This is a genomic window from Pararoseomonas baculiformis (assembly GCF_017813395.1).
Classification (GTDB): Bacteria; Pseudomonadota; Alphaproteobacteria; order Acetobacterales; family Acetobacteraceae; genus Roseomonas; species Roseomonas baculiformis.
Genome location: NZ_JAGIZB010000015.1, coordinates 101,460 through 121,560 on the forward strand (window position 1 = coordinate 101,460; position 20,101 = coordinate 121,560).

Below are 20,101 nucleotides of genomic sequence, written 5' to 3' on the forward strand. Positions count from 1 at the left end.
GCGCCGCGCCTCAATCGCCGGCGGAAAGCTTCAGCCCCACGAGTCCCGCCAGGATCAGCGCCGCGCTGGCCAGGCGCATCGGCGTGGCAGCCTCGCCCAGCACGACGATCCCGACGATGAAGGCGCCGAGCGCCCCGATACCGGTCCAGATGGCATAGGCGGTGCCAAGGGGCAGGCTGCGCATGGCCAGGGCGAGCAGCCCCACGCTCGCCACCATCGCGGCCAGGGTGATGGCGCTCCAGCCCAGGCGCGTGAAGCCGTGGGATGCCTTCATGCCGAAGGCCCAGACGACTTCGAGAAGACCGGCGAAGACAAGGAGAATCCAGGCCATGTGACGGCCCCTCGTATTGGGGCCGGGCCGTCCCGGCGTGATCGGGTATGGCGCCGGGGTCGTCCCCGGCGGGCAGGTCAGGCCATCAGGCCTGGCCCGCAGGCATCAGTCGCACTCGCAGCCCGGCGTGGGGCCGCTCGCGACGCGCACGACATGGTGGTCGATCCATTCGGCCACAAGGCGCCGCGCCTCGGTCACGGAGGCTTCGGGATGGTGGATGCGGTAGAGCGACGTGCAGGCACCGAAGGCGCTGAAATCATTCGTGCCCGAATCGCGCAGCTCGCGATACGCCGTCACCACGGCGCGCTCGCAGTTGCGGGCGATGTAGCTGTAGTCGTGCCCCATCCGATCGAACCCCATTCCCGTGTTGCGATGCCGTTGAGAATAACTCGCAACACCTGAGCAGTTTATACCGACATATGAACAAGCGTTCAAGTGTCGATTGATGCAGTGCATCGGGAACCCCGGGGCCCGGCCCGCGCGTGGCAGCGCCGGCCCCGGGGTGCGGGGAGCCTAGCCCCGCGCCACCACCTCCGCCAGGGCCCTGCCGACATCCAGGGTGCCCGCATTGCCGCCCAGGTCCCGCGTGCGCGGCCCGCCCTCCGCCAGCAGCGATTCGATCGCGTTGGTGATGGCCAGGGCCGCCTCCGCCTCGCCCAGGTGCTCCAGCATCAGCGCGCCGGACCAGATCTGCGCGATCGGGTTCGCGATGCCCTTCCCCGCGATGTCCGGCGCGCTGCCATGCACCGGCTCGAACATGGAGGGATGCTCGCGCTCCGGGTTGATGTTGGCCGAGGGCGCGATTCCGATGGAACCGGCGACCGCGGGCCCGAGATCGCTCAGGATGTCGCCGAAGAGGTTGGAGGCCACCACCACGTCGAACCAGTCCGGGTGCTGCACGAAATGGGCGCAGAGAATGTCGATGTGGAACTGGTCCGTCTTGATCTCCGGGTAGCTCTTCGCGATCTCCGCGAAGCGCTCGTCCCAGAACGGCATGGTGAAGGTGATGCCGTTGGACTTGGTCGCGGAGGTCAGCTTCTTCCGCGGCCGCTTCATCGCCAGCTCGAAGGCGTACTTCATCACCCGGTCGCAGCCATGGCGCGTGAACACGCTTTCCTGCGTGACGAATTCCCGCGCGGTGCCGCGGAACATCCGCCCGCCGGAGGAGGAATACTCACCCTCCGTGTTCTCGCGGACGACGACGAAATCGATGTCCTCCGGCGCGCGGTCGGCCAGCGGGCTGCGCACGCCGGGCATCAGCCGGCAGGGGCGAAGCGAGATGTACTGGTCGAAGTCCCGCCGCATCGGGATCAGCAGCCCCCAGAGGGAGACATTGTCCGGAACCCCCGGCCAGCCCACCGCGCCCAGGAACACGCTGTCATGCTGGCGCAGCTGCTCCAGCCCGTCATCCGGCATCATCTTGCCGGTCTGGGCGTAGGTCTCGCAGGACCAGCCGTAATGCTTCAGCTCCAGCTCGAAGCCGAAGCGGCGCGCGGCGGCATCCAGCACGCGCAGCCCCTCCGGGGTCGTCTCCTTGCCGATCCCGTCGCCGGGAATCACCGCGATCCTGTGCTTGCGCGCCATGGACTTCTCCCTCCGCCGCCTGTTCGTGGTGGTGCCCCCGATGCCGGCGCGGGACAAGCCCCCGCCACTCAGCGCGTGAGGCTGGCCTCGGGGACCTCCAGCCGCAGGACCAGCCCCTCGGGCCGCCATTCATGGGAAAGCCGGCCCCGCACCTGCCCGCCCATGCTGCGCGCCGCCAGAGCGGTGCCGAAGCCCCGCCGCGTCGGCGGGCCCGACAGGGGCGGCCCGCCCGTTTCCCGCCATTCCAGGTGCAGCACGCCCTCCGCCACGCGGGTGGTGATCGTCACCCGCCCCGCCGGAAGGGAAAGCGCGCCGTATTTCACCGCATTCGTGGCCTGCTCATGCAGCACAAGCGCCACAGCATTGGCCGCCGAGTAGCCCAGCGGCCTGTCCTCCCCTTGCACGGTGACCCGCCCGCCCCCGGTATCCGCATAAGGTGCGAGGAGCGCGCGCAGCAGGCCGTGAAGCGTGAGCACTGTAGGCGCGGGCGCCCCGCCCTGGCGGCCGGGCAGATCCGGCTGCACCAGGTCATGCGCCACGGAAAGGGCGCGCAGCCGGGCCTGCAGCCGCGCCGCGAAATCCTCCGCCTCCGGATCGCCACGGGCGGTGAGCGCCGCCAGCCCGCCGGTGATCATGAAGATGTTCTTGATCCGGTGCGACAGCTCCCGCGCCAGCAGGTCCCGCACCTCCTCAGCCCGCCGCCGCTCCGAGATGTCGAGCACCGAGCCGATGTAGCCGGCGAACTGCCCGTCCCCATCCCATCGCGGCGCGGCGGCATCGATCATCCAGGTATAGCGCCCATCGGCCCCTCGCAGCCGGTACTCGATCTGGAAGGCGGCGGCTTCGGCCGTGGCCTGGGCGAAGACCTGCCCGGCATGGCTCCGGTCCTCGGGATGCACGGCGTTCAGCCAGCCATGGCCGAGGCCGGTCTCGGGCGTCTGCCCAGTGAAGCTGTACCAGCGCTGGTTGAGATAGGTACAGGTCCCGTCCCGGCGCGTCATCCAGATCATCACGGGCGCATGGTCGGCCAGGTTGCGGAACCTGGCCTCGCTCTCGCGCAGCACGACCGCGGCGCGGCGCTCCTCCTCCTCCCGGCGGATCCGCCCGATCGTGTGGGAGAACTGCTCGGCCGCGAGGCCGAGATAGCTGGAATAGTCTCCATCCAGGCGGAGATTTGGGTGCAGCCCGGCCAGGAACACGCCCACCGCCTGACCGGCGGCCGTCAGCGGCACAGCCAGTGCACCGGACATCGGCTGCGGATCGGCCCGTTCCACCAAGGCCCGCATCGCCTCGGCCGTCGCCCAGGCCGGCACTTCCCCATGGTCCGCGACAACCGAGAACCCTTCCTTCCCGGCCAGCAGGATGCGCGCCCAGGGAAGGTCGGCCGGGTTCTCCGCGGCCATGGCGGCCAGGCCGCGGGCACATGCATCCCCCGGCCCGGCGGCGGCGCGCAGGGCGAGCCCGACCGCCCGCAAGGCCCGCAGCCGGCGATCCGCCTGCACGCGCCCCGTGGTCTCGGCCACCACGCACATCACCCCGGCCACCCGGCCATCCTCATGGATGGGGGAATAGGAGATGTCGAAGAACACCTCTTCCAGATAGCCGTGGCGGTCGATCAGGAAGGGATGGTCGCGGGCCTCCACCGTCCCGCCGGTTTCGCGGACCCGCCGGAGCAGGGGCTCGAGCGTGTCCCACATCTCCGCCCAATTCTCCCGCGCGGGCCGCCCCATGGCGCGCGGGTGCTTCTCGCCGATCGCGGGCGCGAAGGCGTCATTGTACAGGGCGACGTAGTCCCTCCCCCAGAAGACGCCGATCTGCGCGCGCGAGGGCAGGATGATGCCCATGATGCAGCGCAGCGTGGCCGACCACTTCGCCGGGTGGCCAAGCGGTCCCTCCGCGACGCGGGGCTGCCGGATCAGTTCCCCTGCGTGGCCGGCGCCACGGAGAAAGTCCGTGCCGCCTTCCATTGGCCCGGCATTCCCGGATTCTTCCTCTCCGGCCTCTGATCCGTGCAAGCTGTCTCCTTCAGACCGGTGCAATGACATCCCGGCCATCACAGATCGCAGAGATGTGTACATCGTTGCATCGTTAATTAGAATAAACTCAAAGAAGCTATCCCGGGTTGCTGGGCTGGGGTCCGGCTGGCCCATCCGGTCCGATTCGTTCTCCTGCCGAAGGTTCCCGGATGCGTGCTCCGGCCGCCCTGCTGCTCCCGCTAGTCCTCCTCTCCAGCGCCGCCTCGGCCCAGGCGCCCGCCAGGCCGGAGATGCCCTCCCTCCAGCCCAGCCGCGACGTGGCCGTGACCTACCGCGTTTCAGGCGCCGGGCCGGAAGCGCGGGAGATGCGCGTCGCCTGGCTCGCCTCGGCCGGCCTGTCGCGCATGGAGCCACCGGGCGCCCCGGGCTGGATCCTTGTGGAGCGCCAGCCCGCGCGGGCAACCATGGTCGTGGACAGCCAGCTCACCTTCATGCGCCTGCCACCCCATCTTGCCGCCGGCATGGCGCTGGACCTTCCGGCCGGGGCGGAGCTGGCCCGTGCGGGGGAGGATCGCGTGGCCGGCCAGCCCTGCACGATCTGGCAGGCCGGGCGTGCCCATGGCCGGGCAAGGCTTTGCGTCACCGCCGACGGCCTGCTCCTCCGCTCCGTCTCGCCTCTTCCCCATGGCGGGGAGAACCGGCTGGAGGCCGTCTCCGTCCGCTATGGCGCGCAGGACGCGGCGCGGTTCCGCATTCCGCAGGGCTACAGCGCCAGGACGGCACCCGGCCCGCTCATCCCCGAGCGGCGCTGACCAGCGCGGCTTCACCCGCCTGCAGGCGCGCCCTCACCGCCTCCGCCACGCGACCGGTTTCGTCGAGCGGCACGCGGGGCGGCGCCGCCGGAAAGTTGCCGAAGGGCACCGCCTGCCCTGCCTGGAACAGGGCCTGGTGCAGCGCCCGGTGGCGCGGTGCATCCGGCGGCGCCCCCGCCACGAAGACCGATGCCGGGCTCGCCAGCGCCTCGGACAGCATGGAAACCGAATCCCCCGTCACCACCACTGAATCGGCAGCGGCCAGGAAGCCGGCATAGGGGTTGGGCCCGGCCGAGCCCCAGCGATGCAGCATGCCCGGCACCCCGGCCAGCCGCCCCGCCAGGGCCTCCGCCGCCGCCTCCCCCGTGCGGCGGCTGGTGGTGGCCAGCACGCTCCCCGCATGAGGCAGGACCCGGTCCAGGATCTCCAGCGCTTCCTCCGGCGGCATGCCCTGGCCGCGCACGGCGCCGCCCAGCATCACCGCCACGCGGGGGCGCGGAAGCGCCAGCAGCGCTGCCCAGTCCCGCCGCGCGGCGTCCAGCACGGCGGGGGAGATCCGGTGGGTGGCGCCCAGGATGGGCATCACGTTGGGCGCCGGACGCGGGTTGTCGTGCCGCCCGACCACGAGCAGCCCGAACTCGCCTGCGCCGGCACCGGGCCGCATGCAATGCACCAGCCGCGCGCCGCGCCGCCCCAGCCAGCGCGCCACGGGCACGGAGCGCCGCCCGGCAGAGATCACCAGCCCCGGCCAGGGCGCCGCGATCCGCCCGCGGGCGGCCGGGGAAAGCCCCGCCAGCCCGGGCCAGGGCCAGGGCAGCGCCGCAAGCGGCCCCCATTCCAGGGGCAGGGTCCGGAAGGGCTGCCCCAGCCGCTCCGCGATACCCAGCGCCTGCGCCGCCGTCCCCGCCCTGGGATCGGCGAGAACCCAGATCCCGCCCGGGCCGCTCATTTACGCCGCCGCGCCGCGCGGCTAGGGAAACGCCATCCTCCAGCGCCGCCCCAGAGCATCGGGAAAGACATCATGGCCCTCCAGCACGCCTCCGAATGGGACCGCGACGCGGCGCTCACCACGGCCCGCATCCTCCTTGAGATCAAGGCGGTGAACTTCCGCCCGGAGGAGCCCTACACCTTCACATCGGGCTGGAAGAGCCCCGTCTATATCGACTGCCGCCGCATCATCTACTTTCCCCGCGCCCGCAAGACGATCTGCGACCTGGCCGCGGACAAGATCGGCCGCCATATCGGCTACGAGACCATCGAGGCCGTGGCGGGCGGCGAGACGGCGGGCATCCCCTTCGCGGCATGGATCGCCGACCGGATGATGACCCCCATGGCCTATGTCCGGAAGAAGCCCAAGGGCTTCGGCCGCAACGCCCAGATCGAGGGCGACGTGCCGGAGGGCAAGCGCACCCTGCTGGTGGAGGACCTGACCACCGATGGTGGCTCCAAGATCCGCTTCGCCCAGGCCCTGCGCGATGCCGGCGCCATCTGCAACGACACCTTCGTCGTCTTCTTCTACGGCGTCTTCCCCGGCGCCTTCGACACGATGAAGGCCATGAACCTCAACCTGCTGCATCTCTGCACCTGGTGGGACGTGCTCGAGGTCTGCCGCGAGCGCCCCTATTTCAGCGAGGAGGCCCTGCGGGAGGTGCGCCGCTTCCTGGAGGACCCGATGGCCTGGTCCAAGGCCCGCGGCGGCATCGGCAGCCATGAGGAGGCGGCTTCGAAGGGCATCACGGCCTGAGGCCGGGAGGGCCGGCGCGCCATGCGCCGGCCCCAGCCCTGCATGCCTCAGCGGGCGGGCGGCTGCCCGCCAGGCTGGTTCGGCGGAGGCGCCTGCATGGTCTGGTAGCCCTCCGGCAGCGTGAAGTGGGACGGGTCCACCGTGCCGTAGCGGAGCTCCGTTGCCTCCATGCGCATCGTCCCGCCCTGGGGCAGGCCGGGCCGCGCGGACAGTTCCGTCACCGCGCGCAGCATCACGCCATCCTCGGTCAGGCAGACCGTGCTCTTACCCGCGGTGATGGTCGTCTCCCACAGATTGCAGGCCGTGCCGGCAATCCGGTCCGTTCCCCTGGGGGTGAAGACCGTGTCCGCGGGCGGGTCCTGCATCATCGCCGCGGCGGCGGAGGACGGGATCTGCATCAGCATGCGCTGCGCATCCATCACCATCACCGCCGTGTTGGCCTTGCGGTCGATCAGCATCCAGCCCGGCGCACCCGGCGCCTCGATGCGCTGGCGCTCCGTCGATACGTCCCAGGCCATCCGCATCTCCTTTGGCTGCTGCGGGGACCCGCCTTCCATGCGGTAGGTCACGGCGACGTCCCGCGTCGGCCGGAGATGGGCGGGCCCGGTCTGCGCCAGCGCCGGCAGCGCGGCCAGGGCAAGGGCCGCCATCGTCACGGTTCTCAACATCAGCCTTCCTCTTCAACAGCCCCAGAGTTCTGGTGCCGCCCCGTATTCAAACAGCCTGGAACATCGCACGTTCGCGCGATAGGGGCGCCGCGGCGTTCTCCCTCCCGGATTTCCGGGGCGCCGCGCCGCGAGGCCTTCCCCCCTACCGGCGCCCCGCAAAGCCCACCATCATCGGGGGAATGACCGAAGCGTTGCCCCGCCGCGCGGCCACCCTGGCCCTCGCCCTCCTCGCCGCACCGGTGCTGCCGGGCCATGCCGGTGCCCAGCCGCGCGACACCCTGACCATCGGGCTTTCCCAGGCCACGGGCACCTTCCACCCGAATATCGAGAGCATGCTTGCGAAGTCCTACATCCTGGGCTTCGCGATGCGCCCCCTCACCGGCCATGGCCCGGACTGGAAGCCTCTCTGCCTGGCCTGCGACACCTTCCCCACGCTGGAGAACGGGCAGGTCACGCTGGAGAACACGCCGGACGGCAAGCCCGGCATGCGCGTCACCTGGCGCCTGCGGGAGGATCTGCGCTGGGGCGATGGCCGCCCGGTAACGGCGGAGGACATGCGCTTCGCCTGGGAAGCCGGCCGCGCCTTCGAGACGGGCTTCGGCGGCGCCGAGTTCTACCGGCAGGCCTATGAGTTCATCTCCACCGACCCGCGCAGCGTCACACTTCGCTTCGACCGCGTGAGCTTCGACGCCGGCAGCGCGGGCAGCTTCCAGCCCCTGCCCGCGCATATCGAGCGCCCGATCTGGGAGGCCGATCGCCGCAACTACCGCTCCCGCACCGCCTACGACACCAGCACCACCAACCCCGGCCTCTGGAACGGCCCCTACCGGATCACCGCCGTCCAGCCCGGCGCCGGTGTGACGCTGGAGCGCAACGAGGCCTGGGCCGGCCCCGCCCCCGCCTTCCGCCGCATCAACATCCGCGTGGTGGAGAACTCCGCCGCGATGGAGGCGCAGCTTCTCGCCGGGCAGATCGACATGATCGCGGGCGAGCTCGGCCTTTCCCTCGACCAGGCCATCGCGCTGGAACGCCGGGTGCGCGGGCGCTTCCGCTTCGAATACCGGCCCGGCCTGGTCTGGGAACATCTGGACCTGCGCCTGGACAACCCGGTCCTGCAGGATGCGCGCGTGCGCCAGGCGCTGATGATGGGGATCGACCGCCCCCGCATCGTGCAGAGCCTTTTCGACGGCCGCCAGCCGATCGCCGCCACCTCGATCCACCCGGATGACCCGATGCGCGACCCGGGCCTCGTTCCCTGGCCGCACGACCCTGTCCGCGCCGCCGCCCTGCTGGAGGAAGCCGGCTGGCGCCCCGGGCCAGACGGCATCCGGCGCAACGCCGCCGGAGAGCGCCTGTCCATCGATCTCCAAACCACCGCCGGCAACCGCTCCCGCGAGACGGTGCTGCAGGTCATCCAGGGCCAGTGGCGGGCCCTGGGCATCGAGGCCCGCATCGCCAACCAGCCCCCGCGCGTGCTGTTCGGGGAGACGCTGTCCAAGCGCCAGTTCAACGGCGCCGTGCTCTTCGCCTGGATCAGCAGCCCGGAGAACGTGCCCCGCACGACCCTGCATTCGGATGAAATCCCCAACGCCGCCCGCAACTGGTCCGGGCAGAACTATCCCGGCTATGCCAACCCCGAGATGGACGCCCTTCTCGAAGCCCTGCCGCAGGAGCTGGACGCGGAGAAGCGCCGCCCGATGTGGTCCCGCCTGCAGGCCATGATCCACCGGGACCTGCCCGCGCTTCCGCTCTGGCACCGGGCCGATGCCCATGTCTGGCCGCAATGGCTGCAGGGCATCCGCCCCACCGGCAACATGTCCCCCTCCTCCCTCTGGGTGACGGACTGGCGGGCGCGCTGATGCTCGGCATCATCGCCTGGCGCATCCCCCAGATCGCGGTCACGCTGATCCTCCTCTCCCTCGCCGCCTATCTCGCCATCGGTGCCATGCCCGGAGACCCGATCTCCATGGCCATGATGTCCGACCCGCGCCTCGGCCCCGCCGATGTCGAGCGCATGCGCGCCCTGCACGGGCTGGACCAGCCGCTGCTGGCCCGGTGGTGGGCCTGGCTCACCGGCGTGCTGCGCGGGGAATTCGGCTATTCCCGCCTCTTCGCCCGCCCGGCCGCCGAGATCCTCTGGCCCGCGCTCCGCGGCAGCCTTCTGCTGCTCGGCACCGCCCTCGCGCTCGCGGCCATCCTCGGCACGGCGGCGGGGGTGCTCGCCGCCCTGCGCCCGGCCTGGAGGGGCGCGGTGGATGGCCTGGCCCTGCTTTCCCAGGCCCTGCCTGCCTTCTGGCTCGGCATCCTCCTGATCATCCTCTTCGCCGTCACCCTGGGCTGGCTGCCCGCCGGCGGCGCGCCCGAGGAACCCGGAATGGCGGAGGCCGCCCGCTTCCTCGTCCTGCCCACCGCCACCCTCGCCATCGCCCATCTGGCCGCCTATGCCCGCCACACCGCCGCTTCCATGGCCGAGGTGCTGCGCGCGCCCTGGATCACCGCCGCCCGCGCCCGCGGCGCGCCGGAGCGGCGCATCGCCATGGTCCATGCCCTGCCGAATGCCGCCGTACCGCTTCTCGCCATCCTCGCGCTCGATGCCGGCGTCCTCGTCTCCGGTGCGCTCATCACGGAGACCGTCTTTGCCCGCCCCGGCATGGGCAAGCTGCTGACCGATGCGGTGATGGGCAACGACCACAACCTCGCGCTCCTCGCCCTGCTGCTGGTCGCAACCACCACGCTGTTGGCCACCCTGGCCGCAGACCTCGCCCAGCGCGCGCTGGACCCGCGCATCGGGGCGGGGCGCTAGGATGACGCGCCTGCGCCTCGGCCTCGCCATCCTCGGCCTGCTGGCGCTGGCCGCCATCGCCGCCCCCTGGGCCGCCGCCTGGCTTGGCGTGGACCCGGAGATGCCGGACCTTCTCGCCCGACAGTCCGGCCCCAGCGCGGATCACCCGCTGGGCACGGACGAGCTGGGGCGCGACATCCTGGCCCGCCTGCTCTACGGCGCCCGCATTTCCCTCGCGGTCGGCCTCGCCGCCGCCCTCGCCTCCACCTTCATCGGACTCGCCGCCGGGTTGCTGGCCGCATGGCGGGGCGGGTGGGTGGATGCTCTGCTGATGCGCATCGCGGACGGGCTGCTTGCGCTGCCCGCCCTGCCCCTGCTCGTGCTGCTGGCCGCCATGGACCCGGCGGCCATCGGCCTGCCGCGGGGCGGCGCCCTTTCGGACGTGCTGCGGATCGTGCTGATCCTCGCGCTTTTCGGCTGGGTCGGCGTCGCCCGCCTCTGCCGCGCCGCGGCCATTTCCGTGCTTGCGCGCGACCATGTCCGCGCCGCACGCGCCCTCGGCGTCAGCGAGGCCCGGCTGCTCCGGCGGCATGTCGCCCCGGCCCTCGCCGCGCCTCTCACCGTCGCCGCATCGCTCGCGGTGGCGGGGGCCATCCTGGCGGAGAGCACCCTCTCCTTCCTCGGCCTCGGCATCCAGCCGCCCGCCTCCTCATGGGGCAACATGCTGGCCAATGCCCAGGATCTCGTCTTCAGCGCCCCCATGGCGGCCCTCTGGCCCGGCCTGGCCATCGCGCTCGCCGTGGCGGGCGCGATGCTGGTGGCGGATGGGCTGCGCGCCCGGGGCTGATCCGCGCGGTGCCTAGAGCGCGACCAGCGCCTCGGCCGCGCCGCTGAGGGAGGGCGCCTCCAGGTCCGGTTTCCGCATCACCGGCGGGAAGGGCCTTTCCACCGAGACATAGGCGGTGGTCATGCCCGCCGCCTTCGCCCCCTGGATATCCCAGGGATGCACCGCGACCAGTGCCATCCGCCCGGGCTCGGCCTGCGCGATCCGTGCCGCATGCTCATACACCTCGCGCCTCGGCTTGAAGGTCCCCACCTCCTCCACCGAGACGACATGCTCCACCAGGTCTTCCAGCCCGGCCTGTTCCAGCAGGCCGCGGGTGGAGGCGGCGGCGCCGTTGCTCAGCGCCATGATCCGCATCCCCGCCCGCGCGATCATCCCGAAGGCCTCCCGCGCATCCTGCCGCGCCGGAAGGGCCTTCATGCGCGCGGCGAGCAGCGCCCTGGCCTCCTCGGGCGGGGCCAGGCCCTGCTCGGCCAGCACCTGGTCCAGCGCGGCGCGCAGCACCTCCGGGAATGGCCGGAAATCCCCGGTGGCGGAAAGCGCGAAGGCATCCCGCAGCCCGGCCGCGAACCAGCCCTCCAGCCCTGCCGGGGGAAGGCCGAGCTCCGTGATCACGGGCCGCAGCGGCTCCAGGGGAAACACCGTCTCGATGATGTCGAAGGCAACCACCTCCGGCCGCTCCGGCCCGCCCAGCCCCAGCATGCGCCTCTCCCGTTCCCGATGCGGGAGGTCAACGCGGCAGGGGCGCGCGCGGCGGCTCAGCTTCCGATCACGCCGCCGTCCGTCTTCACGATGGCGATGACCGCGGGGCGCGGCGGCATGCCATCCTGGAAATCCGGCCAGCGGGTGGAAGGCGTGTCGAAGCTGCTGCCCCGCTCCTCCGCCGGGTGCTGGATGGCCAGGAACACGGTGCGGTCCCCGGGGCCGATCAAGGGCCCGCACACCTCCGCCCCGGTCGGCGCGGCATAGAAGCGCCGCGTCAGCGCCCGCCCCTCACCCGCCGTATCCGCGGCATAGAGCCCATCCGCCACCTTCGCCGCGGCCTGCGCGCCGTCGGTGGAGATCCAGATCCGCCCCTTGCTGTCGAAGGCGCAGTTGTCGGGGCAGGAGAGCCAGCCCGAATCCCCGCCCACGCCGCGATGATAGGACGCGCCCGGGGTCACGCCGGGTTGCCCGGCCATCAGGAACAGCTCCCACCGCCCCGTGAGCGCCGCATGGTCCACCCCGCCAGGGCCGCGCGGCGGGATCATCTCGATCACATGGCCATGCGCGTTGGCGGCGCGCGGGTTCACGGCATCGGTGCTTCCCTCGCGCCGGTTGCCGTTGTTCGTCAGCATGACATAGACGCGCCCGTTCACCGGGTTCGCCTCCACATCCTCCGGCCGGTCCATCGGCGTCGCGCCCAGCAGGTCGGCCGCCCGCCGCGCCTCGATCACGACATCCCCCTGGGAGCGGAAGCCGTTCGCCTCCGTCAGCGGCCCCTGCCCATGAAGCAGCGGCAGCCATTCCATGCTGCCATCGTCGTGGAAGCGCGCGACAAGGAGCGTGCCCTCGTCCAGCAGGTCCCGGTTCGCGGCGCGGTCCTCGCGGTTCCAGGGGCGCGCCGTGACGAATTTGTAAACGTAGTCGAACCGCTCGTCGTCGCCCATGTAGAGGACCACGCGGCCATCGGCGGAAACGGCGTGGGTGCAGCCCTCATGCTTGAAGCGGCCGAGCGCGGTGCGCTTCACCGGCACGGCCTGCGGGTCATAGGGGTCGAATTCCACCACCCAGCCGAAGCGGTTCGGCTCGTTCGGTTCGCGCGCCAGGTCGAAGCGCGGATCGAAGCGGTGCCAGCTGTACATGGGGGTTCCCACGAAGCCGTAGCGCTTCCAGGCCGCGGCCTGCGGGCCTGTCCCCACGCCCTGCCCGCCGAAATAGTAGTTGAAGTTCTCCTCGGCGATCAGGACCGTGCCCCAGGGCGTGTTGCCGCCGGCGCAGTTGTTCAGCGTGCCGCGCACCCGCGTGCCGTCCGGGTCCTGTGAGGTGCGGAGCCGCTCATGCCCGGCTGCCGGGCCGCTGATGCGCATTTCGGTCTCGCCGGTGATGCGGCGGTTGCGCGCGCTCCCCTCCACCGGCAGCCAGCGCCCGTTCTCGCGCCGGATCTCCACCACGCTGGCGCCATGGGCCATCAGCTCCACGCGGAACTGCGCCTCGCTCGTGCCCCGCCGCGCCGCGCGCGCATCGGGGAAGCCCGCGAACATCAGCTCGGGGTTGGTGTATTCGTGGTTCACCACGAGCAGCCCGTGCTCGCTCGTGGCATCACCCGGGGGCAACGGAAAGAAGTCCAGGTAGTCGTTGTTGTAGCCGAATTGCTGCGCCTGGGCCTCGGCGCTCTGGTTCGCGGGGTCGAAGGCGGGGGCGCCGGGCAGCACCGGGTCGCCCCAGCGCATCAGCACCTGCACCTCATAGCCCTCGGGCACCGCGTCGCGCGTGCCCACGCCATGGGGCAGCGCCTGGAATCCCAGGCTGGACACGGGACCCGCCTGCGCCTCGGCCATGCGCGGCAGCGCCGCCACGGCCGCGCCGCCGAACAGGCCGCGCAGCGCCGCGCGGCGCGCCATGCGCCGCCCGAGCACCGCCCCGATCGGATCAAGCGGCGCCGGGTTGCTGCCCTGGTCCTCCAGCTCTTGCTGGGTCAGCGCCTCATGCTGCTGTGGATCACCCACCGACATACCCGCCCCCCGGCTCGACGGCGCGCTCATAGGCCCGCCGCGCGATGCCCGGATGACGCGACGATGACGGATCGATGATCCTCTTCTCAGCCCGTCCCTCAGCCCGCTTCGGCGATCTCCGGCGGCCGGTGCACGCGAACTTCCGGCAGCGGCCCGCGCCAGGCCTCCACCTGCACCAGGCAGGACTGCGCCGCGCATCCCTGCCCGAGCGGCGAGGTGCCGACATCCTGTGTCAGCACATTCGGGTTCCCATGCACGCAGAGCGGCCCGGCCTCGGTCTCCTGCGGGTCCCACCAGGCGCCGGTGGACATGGCCACCACCCCGGGCCGCAGGTTCTCCGTCACCACCACCCCGGCCAGGCAGGCGCCGCGATCGTTGAACACGCGCACGATGTCGCCACCGGCCAGCCCGCGCGCGGCGGCATCGGCCGGGTTCATCCGGATCGGCTCGCGCCCCTGGATCTTGCTGGCCCGCGCCACGCGGGCCGGGTCGAGCTGGCCGTGCAGCCGCGTCGCGGGCTGGTCCGAGAGCAGGTGCAGCGGATGGCGGGAGAGATCTCCCCCCAGCCATTCCCGCGGGGCCTTCCACACCGGATGCCCCGGCACGCCTTCATCCCCGAAGCCCGCGATGGTTTCCGAATACAGCTCCACCTTGCCCGAGGGGGTGGCCAGCGGTGCCGCCTGCGGGTCCCGCGCGAAGTCCTCGAAGGAGACGAAATCCTGCTCGGGCCGGGCGAACTCGATATGCCCCTCCGCCCAGAAGCGGTCGAACTCCGGCACCTCCTCCCCCAGCGCCGCGCAGGCCCGGCGGAAGCGGTCATACAGGTGGCGCAGCCAGGCGCCTTCGTCGCGCTGCTCGGTGAAGCGCTCGCGGTAGCCTAGCGCATCGGCGATGTCGGCGAAGATGTCGTGGTCGTTCCGCGCCATGCCCTGCGGCGGCACGGCCTGGTGCATCGCGCGCACGAAGCGGTCGCGGGAGGAGCTGGCGATGTCGTTCCGCTCCAGCGTCGTCGTCGCCGGCAGCACGATATCGGCCTGGCGCGCGATCGCCGTCCACCAGGGCTCGGAAACCACGATCGTCTCCGTCCGCGCCAGGGCGCGCGAGAGGCGGTTCAGGTCCTGATGGTGGTGGAAGGGGTTGCCGCCGCTCCAGAACACCAGGCGTGTGTCGGGAAGGAGGATGTCGCGGCCGTTGTAGCGCAGCACCTCGCCCGGCCGCTCCAGCAGCTCGGTCACGCGGGCGACCGGGATGAAGGCGCCGGCCGGGTTGCGCGTGGCCGGCAGGCTCACGCTCGGCAGCTCGCGCCGCGAGGTGCCCATGCCGTTGATGCTGCCATAGCCGAAGGCGATGCCAAGGCCCGGCTTGCCGATACCGCCCAGCACGCTCGCCAGCCCCACCAGCGCCCACCAGGGCTGCTCGCCATGCTCGGCGCGCTGGACGGACCAGGTGGCCGTCACCATGGTCGGCTTCGCGGCAGCCTCCAGCGCCAGGGCGCGGATGGTGGCGGCCGGGATCTCGCAGAGCGGCTCCGCCCATTCCGGCGTCTTCGCCACGCCGTCCTCCGCCTCGCCCATCACATAGGCGCGCAGCTTTTCCCAGCCCTCCGTGCAACGCGCGAGGAAGTCGCGATCCTCGAGCCCCGCCGCGACGATGGCATGGATCATCGCCAGCACCATGGCCGCATCGCCGCCCGGCCGGATCGGCACCCATTCGGCGCCGAGGAAATCCGCGGCCGCGCCGCGATCCGGCCCGATATTCACGAAGCGCAGCCCCGCCTCCACGGCGGCCTTCATCATCGGCACGTATTCATGCGCGCCGCCGCCGCCCGCGGTCACCAGCCCGTTCTTCAGCGGCAACCCGCCGAAGCACAGCATCAGCCGCGCATGCTTCACGATGCTGCGCCAATCCGTGGCGGGCCCGGTCACCGGGTCATTGGTGCCGAGGATATGGGGCATCAGCGTCATGCCCGCGCCATAGGAGTAGTTCGTCACCTGCGCCGTGTAGCCGCCGCCCAGCCCGAGGAAGCGCTGCAGCTGGCTGCGGGCGTGGTGGAAGCGCCCGGCCGACGCCCAGCCATAGGAGCCGCCGAGGATCGAGGCATGGCCGTGCTCCGCCCGGACCCGCGCCACCTCCTCCGCCACCAGCCGCGTCACCTGGTCCCAGGAGGCCGGCACGAAGCGGTCCTGCCCGCGCTGCACGCCCTGGCGGCGCCCCGCCAGCCAGCCCTCGCGGATATAGGGCCGGTCGATCCGGCAGGGGGCATGCACCAGGTCCGGCATTCCCTCGATCAGCGTGCCGGGAAAGGGATCCCGCCCGAAGGGCCGCGCCGCGACAACGCGCCCGTTCTCCACCACGGCATCGAAATAGCCCCAGTGGGCGGCATGCGGCTTGATCTCGGTCATGCCCGCCAGGATGCGACGGCCGGGCCGCATGGGCAAACCCGAAGGCATCCTTCCCTGCGCAACCGCCCCATGCCGGGGGCGTTTTTCCGCCATCCACGACAACAGGGAATGCCACGGGCCGAGCCGGCGCGTGGCCGCGCGCGGCGCCTCCTTCCATCCCTGCCTTCCGCCCGCCTTCCCCAGAGGAGCCCCCGCCCATGGACCCGAAGAACGACGCCCCGTCCTCGCGCCGCCAGATCATGGGCAGCGCCGCCCTGGGGGCAGCCGCCCTGGCGACGACCGCCGCGCCCGCCGCCGCCCAGAATGCCGCGGCGCCATCCTCTGGCCAGCCCGCACCGCTGGTGGCCCCGCGCGACCCGCAGAACGCCTATCCCCGCCCGCCCTTCCCCCGGCAGCAGCAGGAATGGCCCGGCCTGGCGAGCGAGATGGATCCCCGCCCCGACCATGGCGAGACGAGCTATCGCGGTTCCGGCCGCCTGGCCGGGCGCAAGGCGCTGGTCACCGGCGGCGATTCCGGCATCGGCCGCGCCGCGGCCATCGCCTTCGCGCGGGAGGGCGCGGATGTCGCCATCGGCTACCTGCCGCAGGAGCAGCGGGACGCCGAGCAGGTGCTGGACCTGATCCGCAAGGAGGGCCGCAAGGCCATCGCCCTGCCCGGCGACATCCGGGACGAGGCCTTCTGCCGCCGCATGGTGGACGCCGCGGTGGGCGAGCTGGGCGGGCTGGACATCCTGGTGAACAACGCCGCACGCCAGCACACCCTGCCCTCCATCGAGGAGCTGAACACCGAGCTCTTCGACTGGACCTTCAAGACGAATGTCTATGCGCCCTTCTGGATCACCAAGGCCGCGCTGCCGCACCTGAAGCCCGGCGCCTCCATCATCATCACGGCCTCGGTCCAGGCCTATGAGCCCTCCGCCTCGCTCTTCGACTACGCCCAGACCAAGGCCTGCAATGTCATTTTCGCCAAGTCCCTGGCGAAGCAGCTGGCGCCGAAGGGCATCCGCGTGAACGCCGTGGCGCCCGGCCCCTATTGGACCCCGCTCCAGCCCTCGGGCGGGCAGGAGCCGGAGAAGCTGCCGGAATTCGGCGCCGAAAGCCCCATGGGCCGCCCGGGCCAGCCGGTGGAGCTGGCCGGGACCTATGTCCTGCTGGCCAGCCAGGAATCCAGCTACACCACCGGCCAGGTCCTGGGCGCCTCCGGCGGCTCGGGCTTCCCCTGAGCCAGGGCGCGGCGCTGCCGGCCTATCCGGGCAGCGCCGCCTGCCAGTCCCGGATGGCCGGCACGGGCCAGAGCAGCATCAGCACGTTCAGCGTCAGGTTGTCCCGGATCACCGCCAGGGCCAGCAGTTCCAGCGCCAGCCCGAACAGCAGCGTGGCCCACCAGGGCAGGCGGGCGGCGATGGCGAAGCCGGCCAGCATGAATCCCAGATCGGCCAGCGAGTTCACCACGCTGTCCCCGCTATAGCCCAGCGCGGCCGTCGCCTCGCGGTAGCGGTTGATCACCGCCGGCGTGTTCTCGGCAATTTCCCAGGCCGCCTCCAGCAGCGCCGCCATCACCGCCCGCGCGCCGAGCGAGGCCCGCGGCGCCACCCAGCGGAACAGCCCGTAGAAGAGCAGCCCGTGCACGACATGGGACGGCATGTACCAGTCCGCGATGTGCTGCGAGTTCTCCGCGCTGTTCACCGCGCCGTGCCACAGCTTCACGGTGCCGCATTCGCAGACCGGCAACCGCCCCATGGCCAGCAGCACGGCCGCCATAACGGCCGCCGTGGCGGCCAGGGCCAGCGGCCAGGCCATGCGGTGGGAAGGTGGTGCCAGCATCCCTGGCGCCTTGCCACGGAACGGCCCTGGCGCACAGGCTGTGGATTCCGCCCCGCGGAAAACCGCTTTAGAAGCCGCGGCCGAACCTGATTCCGCCGAGGACCGCATGGTGCCGCGCGCCGCCGCTACAGAGCCCATGGCCAGCCCCGCCCCGCCCGGGGCCCTGGCCAGCGAGTTCGCCGACCGCCACGGCCCCGGGGCGCTTCATCGCGGCCAGCTCCGCCCCTGGTACCGCGCCGCCACCCTGCCCCTCCAGGTTGCCGCCGCCATCGCGCCCGCGGCGGCCGTGCTGCAATCCAAGGCGATGGCGCCCATCGCGCTGATCGCGCTTCTCCTTGCCGCCATCGCGCATCGGCGGGAGGAAGGGCGCTGGCCCGTCCCGGCCGGCCCGGTGCTGCCGCTTCTCCTCGCCCTGTCGGCCTGGGCGGCCATCTCCGCGCTCTGGGCGCCCGATCCGCGCTGGGCGCTCTCCTCCGCCGGGTCGCTGGCCGGGATCGCCCTGCTCGGCGCTGCCGGCGCCGTGGTGGTGGCGGAGGAAGCGCCGCCCGCCCGGCGGACCCTGGGCTGGTGCATCCTGGGCGGCCTCGTGCTCGGCCTGGCGCTGGCCCTGATCGACCACGCCACGGGCCAATGGGTGCGCGCCACGGTGCGCGGCCTGCCCGGTACCCGCCCCGGGCTGGAATTCGGGCTGAAGCCAGCCGCCTCCGTGATGGCGCTGCTGCTGCCGCTGCTGCTGCGGCTCCGCATCGCGGAAGCGTGGCGCTGGCTGCTCATGGCCCTCGGCGTTGTCGCCATCCTGATCCTGCCGGGGGATACGCCGAAGATCGCCGCATTGGCGGGCTTCGCCGCCGCTGCCCTGGCCAGCCTCGGCGGCCGTTTCGTCTCCTGCCTGGCCGCCCTGCTGCTCGCCGGAGCCCTGCTCGCCGCCCCGCTGCTCGTTCCGCATGTGCTGCGCCCGGACCTGGCTGCCCGGGCGCCGCACTCGGCGCTGCACCGCATGCTGATCTGGGACTTCACGCTGGAACGCGCGGCGGAGAAGCCCCTGCTGGGCTGGGGCATGGAGGCGAGCCGCAACATCCCCGGCGGAGTCGAGAACCCCTCCCGCGAATCCATGGCCCGCCTCGGCGTCTCGCCGGAAGGGGAGCGCGCATGGCTTCTCGCCCCCGGCGTCCAGCGCCTTTCCCTTCACCCGCATAACGGTGGGCTGCAGATCTGGCTGGAACTCGGCTGGATCGGCCTCGGCATCGCCGCTCTTGCGGTGGTGGCGATGAGCTGGGGTGCCGCCCCGGTCGTGATCGGCGTCCTCGCCTCGGCCGCCGTCACCTTCGCCGCGTCCTTCGGCGTGTGGCAGGCCTGGTGGCTGGCCTCGCAGGCCCTTGCGGCGGCCCTGGCCGCCGGCTTCGCTGCGCGGCGGAATCCATAGCCGGGCTTCCGACATGGGGCCGTAGTGTCCACAAGTAGCGTCATGCCGTGGCGGACATACAGGCGAATGGCTATCCCAGGGCAGCCCGATGTCTGACGTTTCTGGCCCCGGTGTCTAGCACCCGTTCATGTGGGAGAAGCAGTCGTAGGCTTCCGTATGCAAAACGTTTCTGCTTCGCGCCCGTAGCGGACCTTCTTCGCCGAAAACGACGTTCCTGAAAGCGGAGCTTTCCGATGTGAGATCGAGATCGAATGTCCCCCTTTATGGCGGAAGCCCGTATAATCACCGTTCGGACGGGATCGATCCTGCAATGGCCTTGGGCTTGATGTGCACTATGAGACCGTCACGCCTCAGCTTGAACGCCTGGGATCTTTCGACGAGCAAAGCGAGCTTGGCGCAGCCGTAAGTCCTTGGGTCAAAGTCCGACTTGAGTGCCAACAAACGTGTTCCGGCTGCTGCCAAAGAATACCATCCGTCCACATCCTCCAACTGAGCGAGCGCGGCTTCAATTAAAGGAATCGCAAGTGATGGAGGTTGTTTGTGTGACGCCTCGGCGGGTTTTTCTGGTTTTGGCACGGCTGCGCCCTGTTCAGATCGCGGCACAACTGGAACAAGGTTCTCTGTGTATATGAACCGCTTACAAGCTTGTCGAAAGCTCGCTGGGGTTTTTTGCTCGCCGAATCCATAAACATCTATCCCCTGTTCGCGGATACGAGCAGCGAGACGCGTGAAATCACTGTCGGACGATACAAGGCAAAATCCGCCGAACCGCCCCGAATGCAGAAGATCCATCGCGTCAATCACGAGAGCAATGTCGGACGCGTTCTTCCCGACTGTATTTGCAAAATTTTGGTGCGGCGTGATCGCATAAGTAGTCGGCCTTGAATAACCAGCAACCTGTTGATCTGGAGCAGGAAAGTTCGGGATTTGGGATGCTGGAATTGCAGGGTTCAGTTGGAACGATGCGGTATTCCTGCGATTCTGTCAGCCATGAAGC

Annotated in this window: 18 protein-coding genes; 7 read left to right on the plus strand and 11 right to left on the minus strand. The window is 71.1% G+C overall.

The genetic code is table 11. The features are described 5' to 3' along the window. Positions 1-10: 10 nt before the first annotated feature. From sugE to J8J14_RS16105, 4 genes are all read right to left on the minus strand, one after another. Positions 11-331, minus strand: coding sequence for a quaternary ammonium compound efflux SMR transporter SugE (gene sugE / locus J8J14_RS16090; protein WP_209380555.1), 321 nt, complete (start codon positions 329-331; stop codon positions 11-13). Between the two features lie 105 nt (positions 332-436). Further along, entirely contained in the window at positions 437-676 is a 240-nt protein-coding gene (locus J8J14_RS16095) for a hypothetical protein (protein WP_209380576.1), read from the minus strand. 168 nt (positions 677-844) lie between these two features. Continuing rightward, the gene (locus J8J14_RS16100; protein WP_209380556.1) at positions 845-1,915 is read right to left on the minus strand and encodes a tartrate dehydrogenase; all 1,071 of its coding nucleotides are present in this window, start codon (positions 1,913-1,915) and stop codon (positions 845-847) included. Between the two features lie 68 nt (positions 1,916-1,983). Continuing rightward, positions 1,984-3,930 (minus strand): sensor histidine kinase, encoded by a 1,947-nt coding sequence (locus J8J14_RS16105; RefSeq protein ID WP_209380557.1) that lies wholly within the window; start codon positions 3,928-3,930, stop codon positions 1,984-1,986. Positions 3,931-4,100: 170 nt separating this feature from the next. Between J8J14_RS16105 and J8J14_RS16110 the strand changes: the two genes are divergently transcribed. After that, positions 4,101-4,703 carry a hypothetical protein gene (locus J8J14_RS16110; RefSeq protein WP_209380558.1) on the plus strand — a complete coding sequence of 201 codons (603 nt, stop codon included), beginning with the start codon at positions 4,101-4,103 and terminating at the stop codon, positions 4,701-4,703. Here the strand turns inward: J8J14_RS16110 and J8J14_RS16115 are convergent. Continuing rightward, positions 4,684-5,652, minus strand: a complete 969-nt coding sequence (locus J8J14_RS16115; RefSeq protein WP_209380559.1) for a mitochondrial fission ELM1 family protein — start codon at positions 5,650-5,652, stop codon at positions 4,684-4,686. The two genes, J8J14_RS16110 and J8J14_RS16115, sit on opposite strands and share 20 nt — an antisense overlap. A 72-nt stretch (positions 5,653-5,724) precedes the next feature. Between J8J14_RS16115 and J8J14_RS16120 the strand changes: the two genes are divergently transcribed. Continuing rightward, the gene (locus J8J14_RS16120) at positions 5,725-6,447 is read left to right on the plus strand and encodes an orotate phosphoribosyltransferase (RefSeq protein WP_209380560.1); all 723 of its coding nucleotides are present in this window, start codon (positions 5,725-5,727) and stop codon (positions 6,445-6,447) included. A 47-nt stretch (positions 6,448-6,494) separates the two neighbouring features. Here J8J14_RS16120 and J8J14_RS16125 read toward each other — a convergent pair whose 3' ends face one another. After that, positions 6,495-7,115 carry a DUF4412 domain-containing protein gene (locus J8J14_RS16125; RefSeq protein WP_209380561.1) on the minus strand — a complete coding sequence of 207 codons (621 nt, stop codon included), beginning with the start codon at positions 7,113-7,115 and terminating at the stop codon, positions 6,495-6,497. A gap of 179 nt (positions 7,116-7,294) precedes the next feature. Between J8J14_RS16125 and J8J14_RS16130 the strand changes: the two genes are divergently transcribed. From J8J14_RS16130 to J8J14_RS16140, 3 genes are read left to right on the plus strand one after another with little or no spacing between them, the layout of a single operon-like run. Beyond that, entirely contained in the window at positions 7,295-8,974 is a 1,680-nt protein-coding gene (locus J8J14_RS16130) for a peptide ABC transporter substrate-binding protein (protein ID WP_209380562.1), read from the plus strand. After that, positions 8,974-9,918, plus strand: a complete 945-nt coding sequence (locus J8J14_RS16135; protein ID WP_209380563.1) for an ABC transporter permease — start codon at positions 8,974-8,976, stop codon at positions 9,916-9,918. Before J8J14_RS16130 ends, J8J14_RS16135 begins: the two co-directional genes overlap by 1 nt. A 1-nt stretch (position 9,919) precedes the next feature. Beyond that, positions 9,920-10,744, plus strand: a complete 825-nt coding sequence (locus J8J14_RS16140; protein WP_209380564.1) for an ABC transporter permease — start codon at positions 9,920-9,922, stop codon at positions 10,742-10,744. 12 nt (positions 10,745-10,756) lie between these two features. Here the strand turns inward: J8J14_RS16140 and J8J14_RS16145 are convergent, their stop codons facing one another. From J8J14_RS16145 to J8J14_RS16155, 3 genes are all read right to left on the minus strand, one after another. Further along, complete coding sequence (locus J8J14_RS16145; protein ID WP_209380565.1) at positions 10,757-11,443, minus strand: haloacid dehalogenase type II; 687 nt, start codon at positions 11,441-11,443, stop codon at positions 10,757-10,759. A 56-nt stretch (positions 11,444-11,499) separates the two neighbouring features. Continuing rightward, complete coding sequence (locus J8J14_RS16150; RefSeq protein WP_342452464.1) at positions 11,500-13,449, minus strand: PhoX family phosphatase; 1,950 nt, start codon at positions 13,447-13,449, stop codon at positions 11,500-11,502. Positions 13,450-13,553: 104 nt separating this feature from the next. Next, positions 13,554-15,887, minus strand: coding sequence for a molybdopterin-dependent oxidoreductase (locus J8J14_RS16155; protein ID WP_342452465.1), 2,334 nt, complete (start codon positions 15,885-15,887; stop codon positions 13,554-13,556). A 167-nt stretch (positions 15,888-16,054) separates the two neighbouring features. On the opposite strand from J8J14_RS16155, the gene J8J14_RS16160 reads away from it, so the two are divergent. Next, positions 16,055-17,080: an SDR family oxidoreductase gene (locus tag J8J14_RS16160; RefSeq protein ID WP_209380567.1), complete on the plus strand. Its 1,026-nt coding sequence runs from the start codon at positions 16,055-16,057 to the stop codon at positions 17,078-17,080. A 22-nt stretch (positions 17,081-17,102) separates the two neighbouring features. On the opposite strand, the gene J8J14_RS16165 is transcribed toward J8J14_RS16160, so the two are convergent. Beyond that, on the minus strand, positions 17,103-17,681 hold the full coding sequence (locus J8J14_RS16165) for a DUF2585 family protein (RefSeq protein ID WP_245215843.1): 579 nt from the start codon (positions 17,679-17,681) through the stop codon (positions 17,103-17,105). A 106-nt stretch (positions 17,682-17,787) separates the two neighbouring features. On the opposite strand from J8J14_RS16165, the gene J8J14_RS16170 reads away from it, so the two are divergent. Beyond that, the gene (locus J8J14_RS16170; protein ID WP_209380568.1) at positions 17,788-19,104 is read left to right on the plus strand and encodes an O-antigen ligase family protein; all 1,317 of its coding nucleotides are present in this window, start codon (positions 17,788-17,790) and stop codon (positions 19,102-19,104) included. A 282-nt stretch (positions 19,105-19,386) separates the two neighbouring features. Here the strand turns inward: J8J14_RS16170 and J8J14_RS16175 are convergent, their stop codons facing one another. Then, positions 19,387-20,058, minus strand: a complete 672-nt coding sequence (locus J8J14_RS16175; RefSeq protein WP_245215853.1) for an NYN domain-containing protein — start codon at positions 20,056-20,058, stop codon at positions 19,387-19,389. Positions 20,059-20,101: the final 43 nt, after the last annotated feature.

Coding starts and splice junctions, on each gene's coding strand:
- sugE (WP_209380555.1), bottom strand. CDS start 331: ATGGCCTGGATTCTCCTTGTCTTCGCCGGTCTTCTCGAAGTCGTCTGG.
- J8J14_RS16095 (WP_209380576.1), bottom strand. CDS start 676: ATGGGGCACGACTACAGCTACATCGCCCGCAACTGCGAGCGCGCCGTG.
- J8J14_RS16100 (WP_209380556.1), bottom strand. CDS start 1,915: ATGGCGCGCAAGCACAGGATCGCGGTGATTCCCGGCGACGGGATCGGC.
- J8J14_RS16110 (WP_209380558.1), top strand. CDS start 4,101: ATGCGTGCTCCGGCCGCCCTGCTGCTCCCGCTAGTCCTCCTCTCCAGC.
- J8J14_RS16115 (WP_209380559.1), bottom strand. CDS start 5,652: ATGAGCGGCCCGGGCGGGATCTGGGTTCTCGCCGATCCCAGGGCGGGG.
- J8J14_RS16120 (WP_209380560.1), top strand. CDS start 5,725: ATGGCCCTCCAGCACGCCTCCGAATGGGACCGCGACGCGGCGCTCACC.
- J8J14_RS16125 (WP_209380561.1), bottom strand. CDS start 7,115: ATGTTGAGAACCGTGACGATGGCGGCCCTTGCCCTGGCCGCGCTGCCG.
- J8J14_RS16130 (WP_209380562.1), top strand. CDS start 7,295: ATGACCGAAGCGTTGCCCCGCCGCGCGGCCACCCTGGCCCTCGCCCTC.
- J8J14_RS16135 (WP_209380563.1), top strand. CDS start 8,974: ATGCTCGGCATCATCGCCTGGCGCATCCCCCAGATCGCGGTCACGCTG.
- J8J14_RS16140 (WP_209380564.1), top strand. CDS start 9,920: ATGACGCGCCTGCGCCTCGGCCTCGCCATCCTCGGCCTGCTGGCGCTG.
- J8J14_RS16145 (WP_209380565.1), bottom strand. CDS start 11,443: ATGCTGGGGCTGGGCGGGCCGGAGCGGCCGGAGGTGGTTGCCTTCGAC.
- J8J14_RS16155 (WP_342452465.1), bottom strand. CDS start 15,887: ATGCGGCCCGGCCGTCGCATCCTGGCGGGCATGACCGAGATCAAGCCG.
- J8J14_RS16160 (WP_209380567.1), top strand. CDS start 16,055: ATGGACCCGAAGAACGACGCCCCGTCCTCGCGCCGCCAGATCATGGGC.
- J8J14_RS16165 (WP_245215843.1), bottom strand. CDS start 17,681: ATGCTGGCACCACCTTCCCACCGCATGGCCTGGCCGCTGGCCCTGGCC.
- J8J14_RS16170 (WP_209380568.1), top strand. CDS start 17,788: ATGGTGCCGCGCGCCGCCGCTACAGAGCCCATGGCCAGCCCCGCCCCG.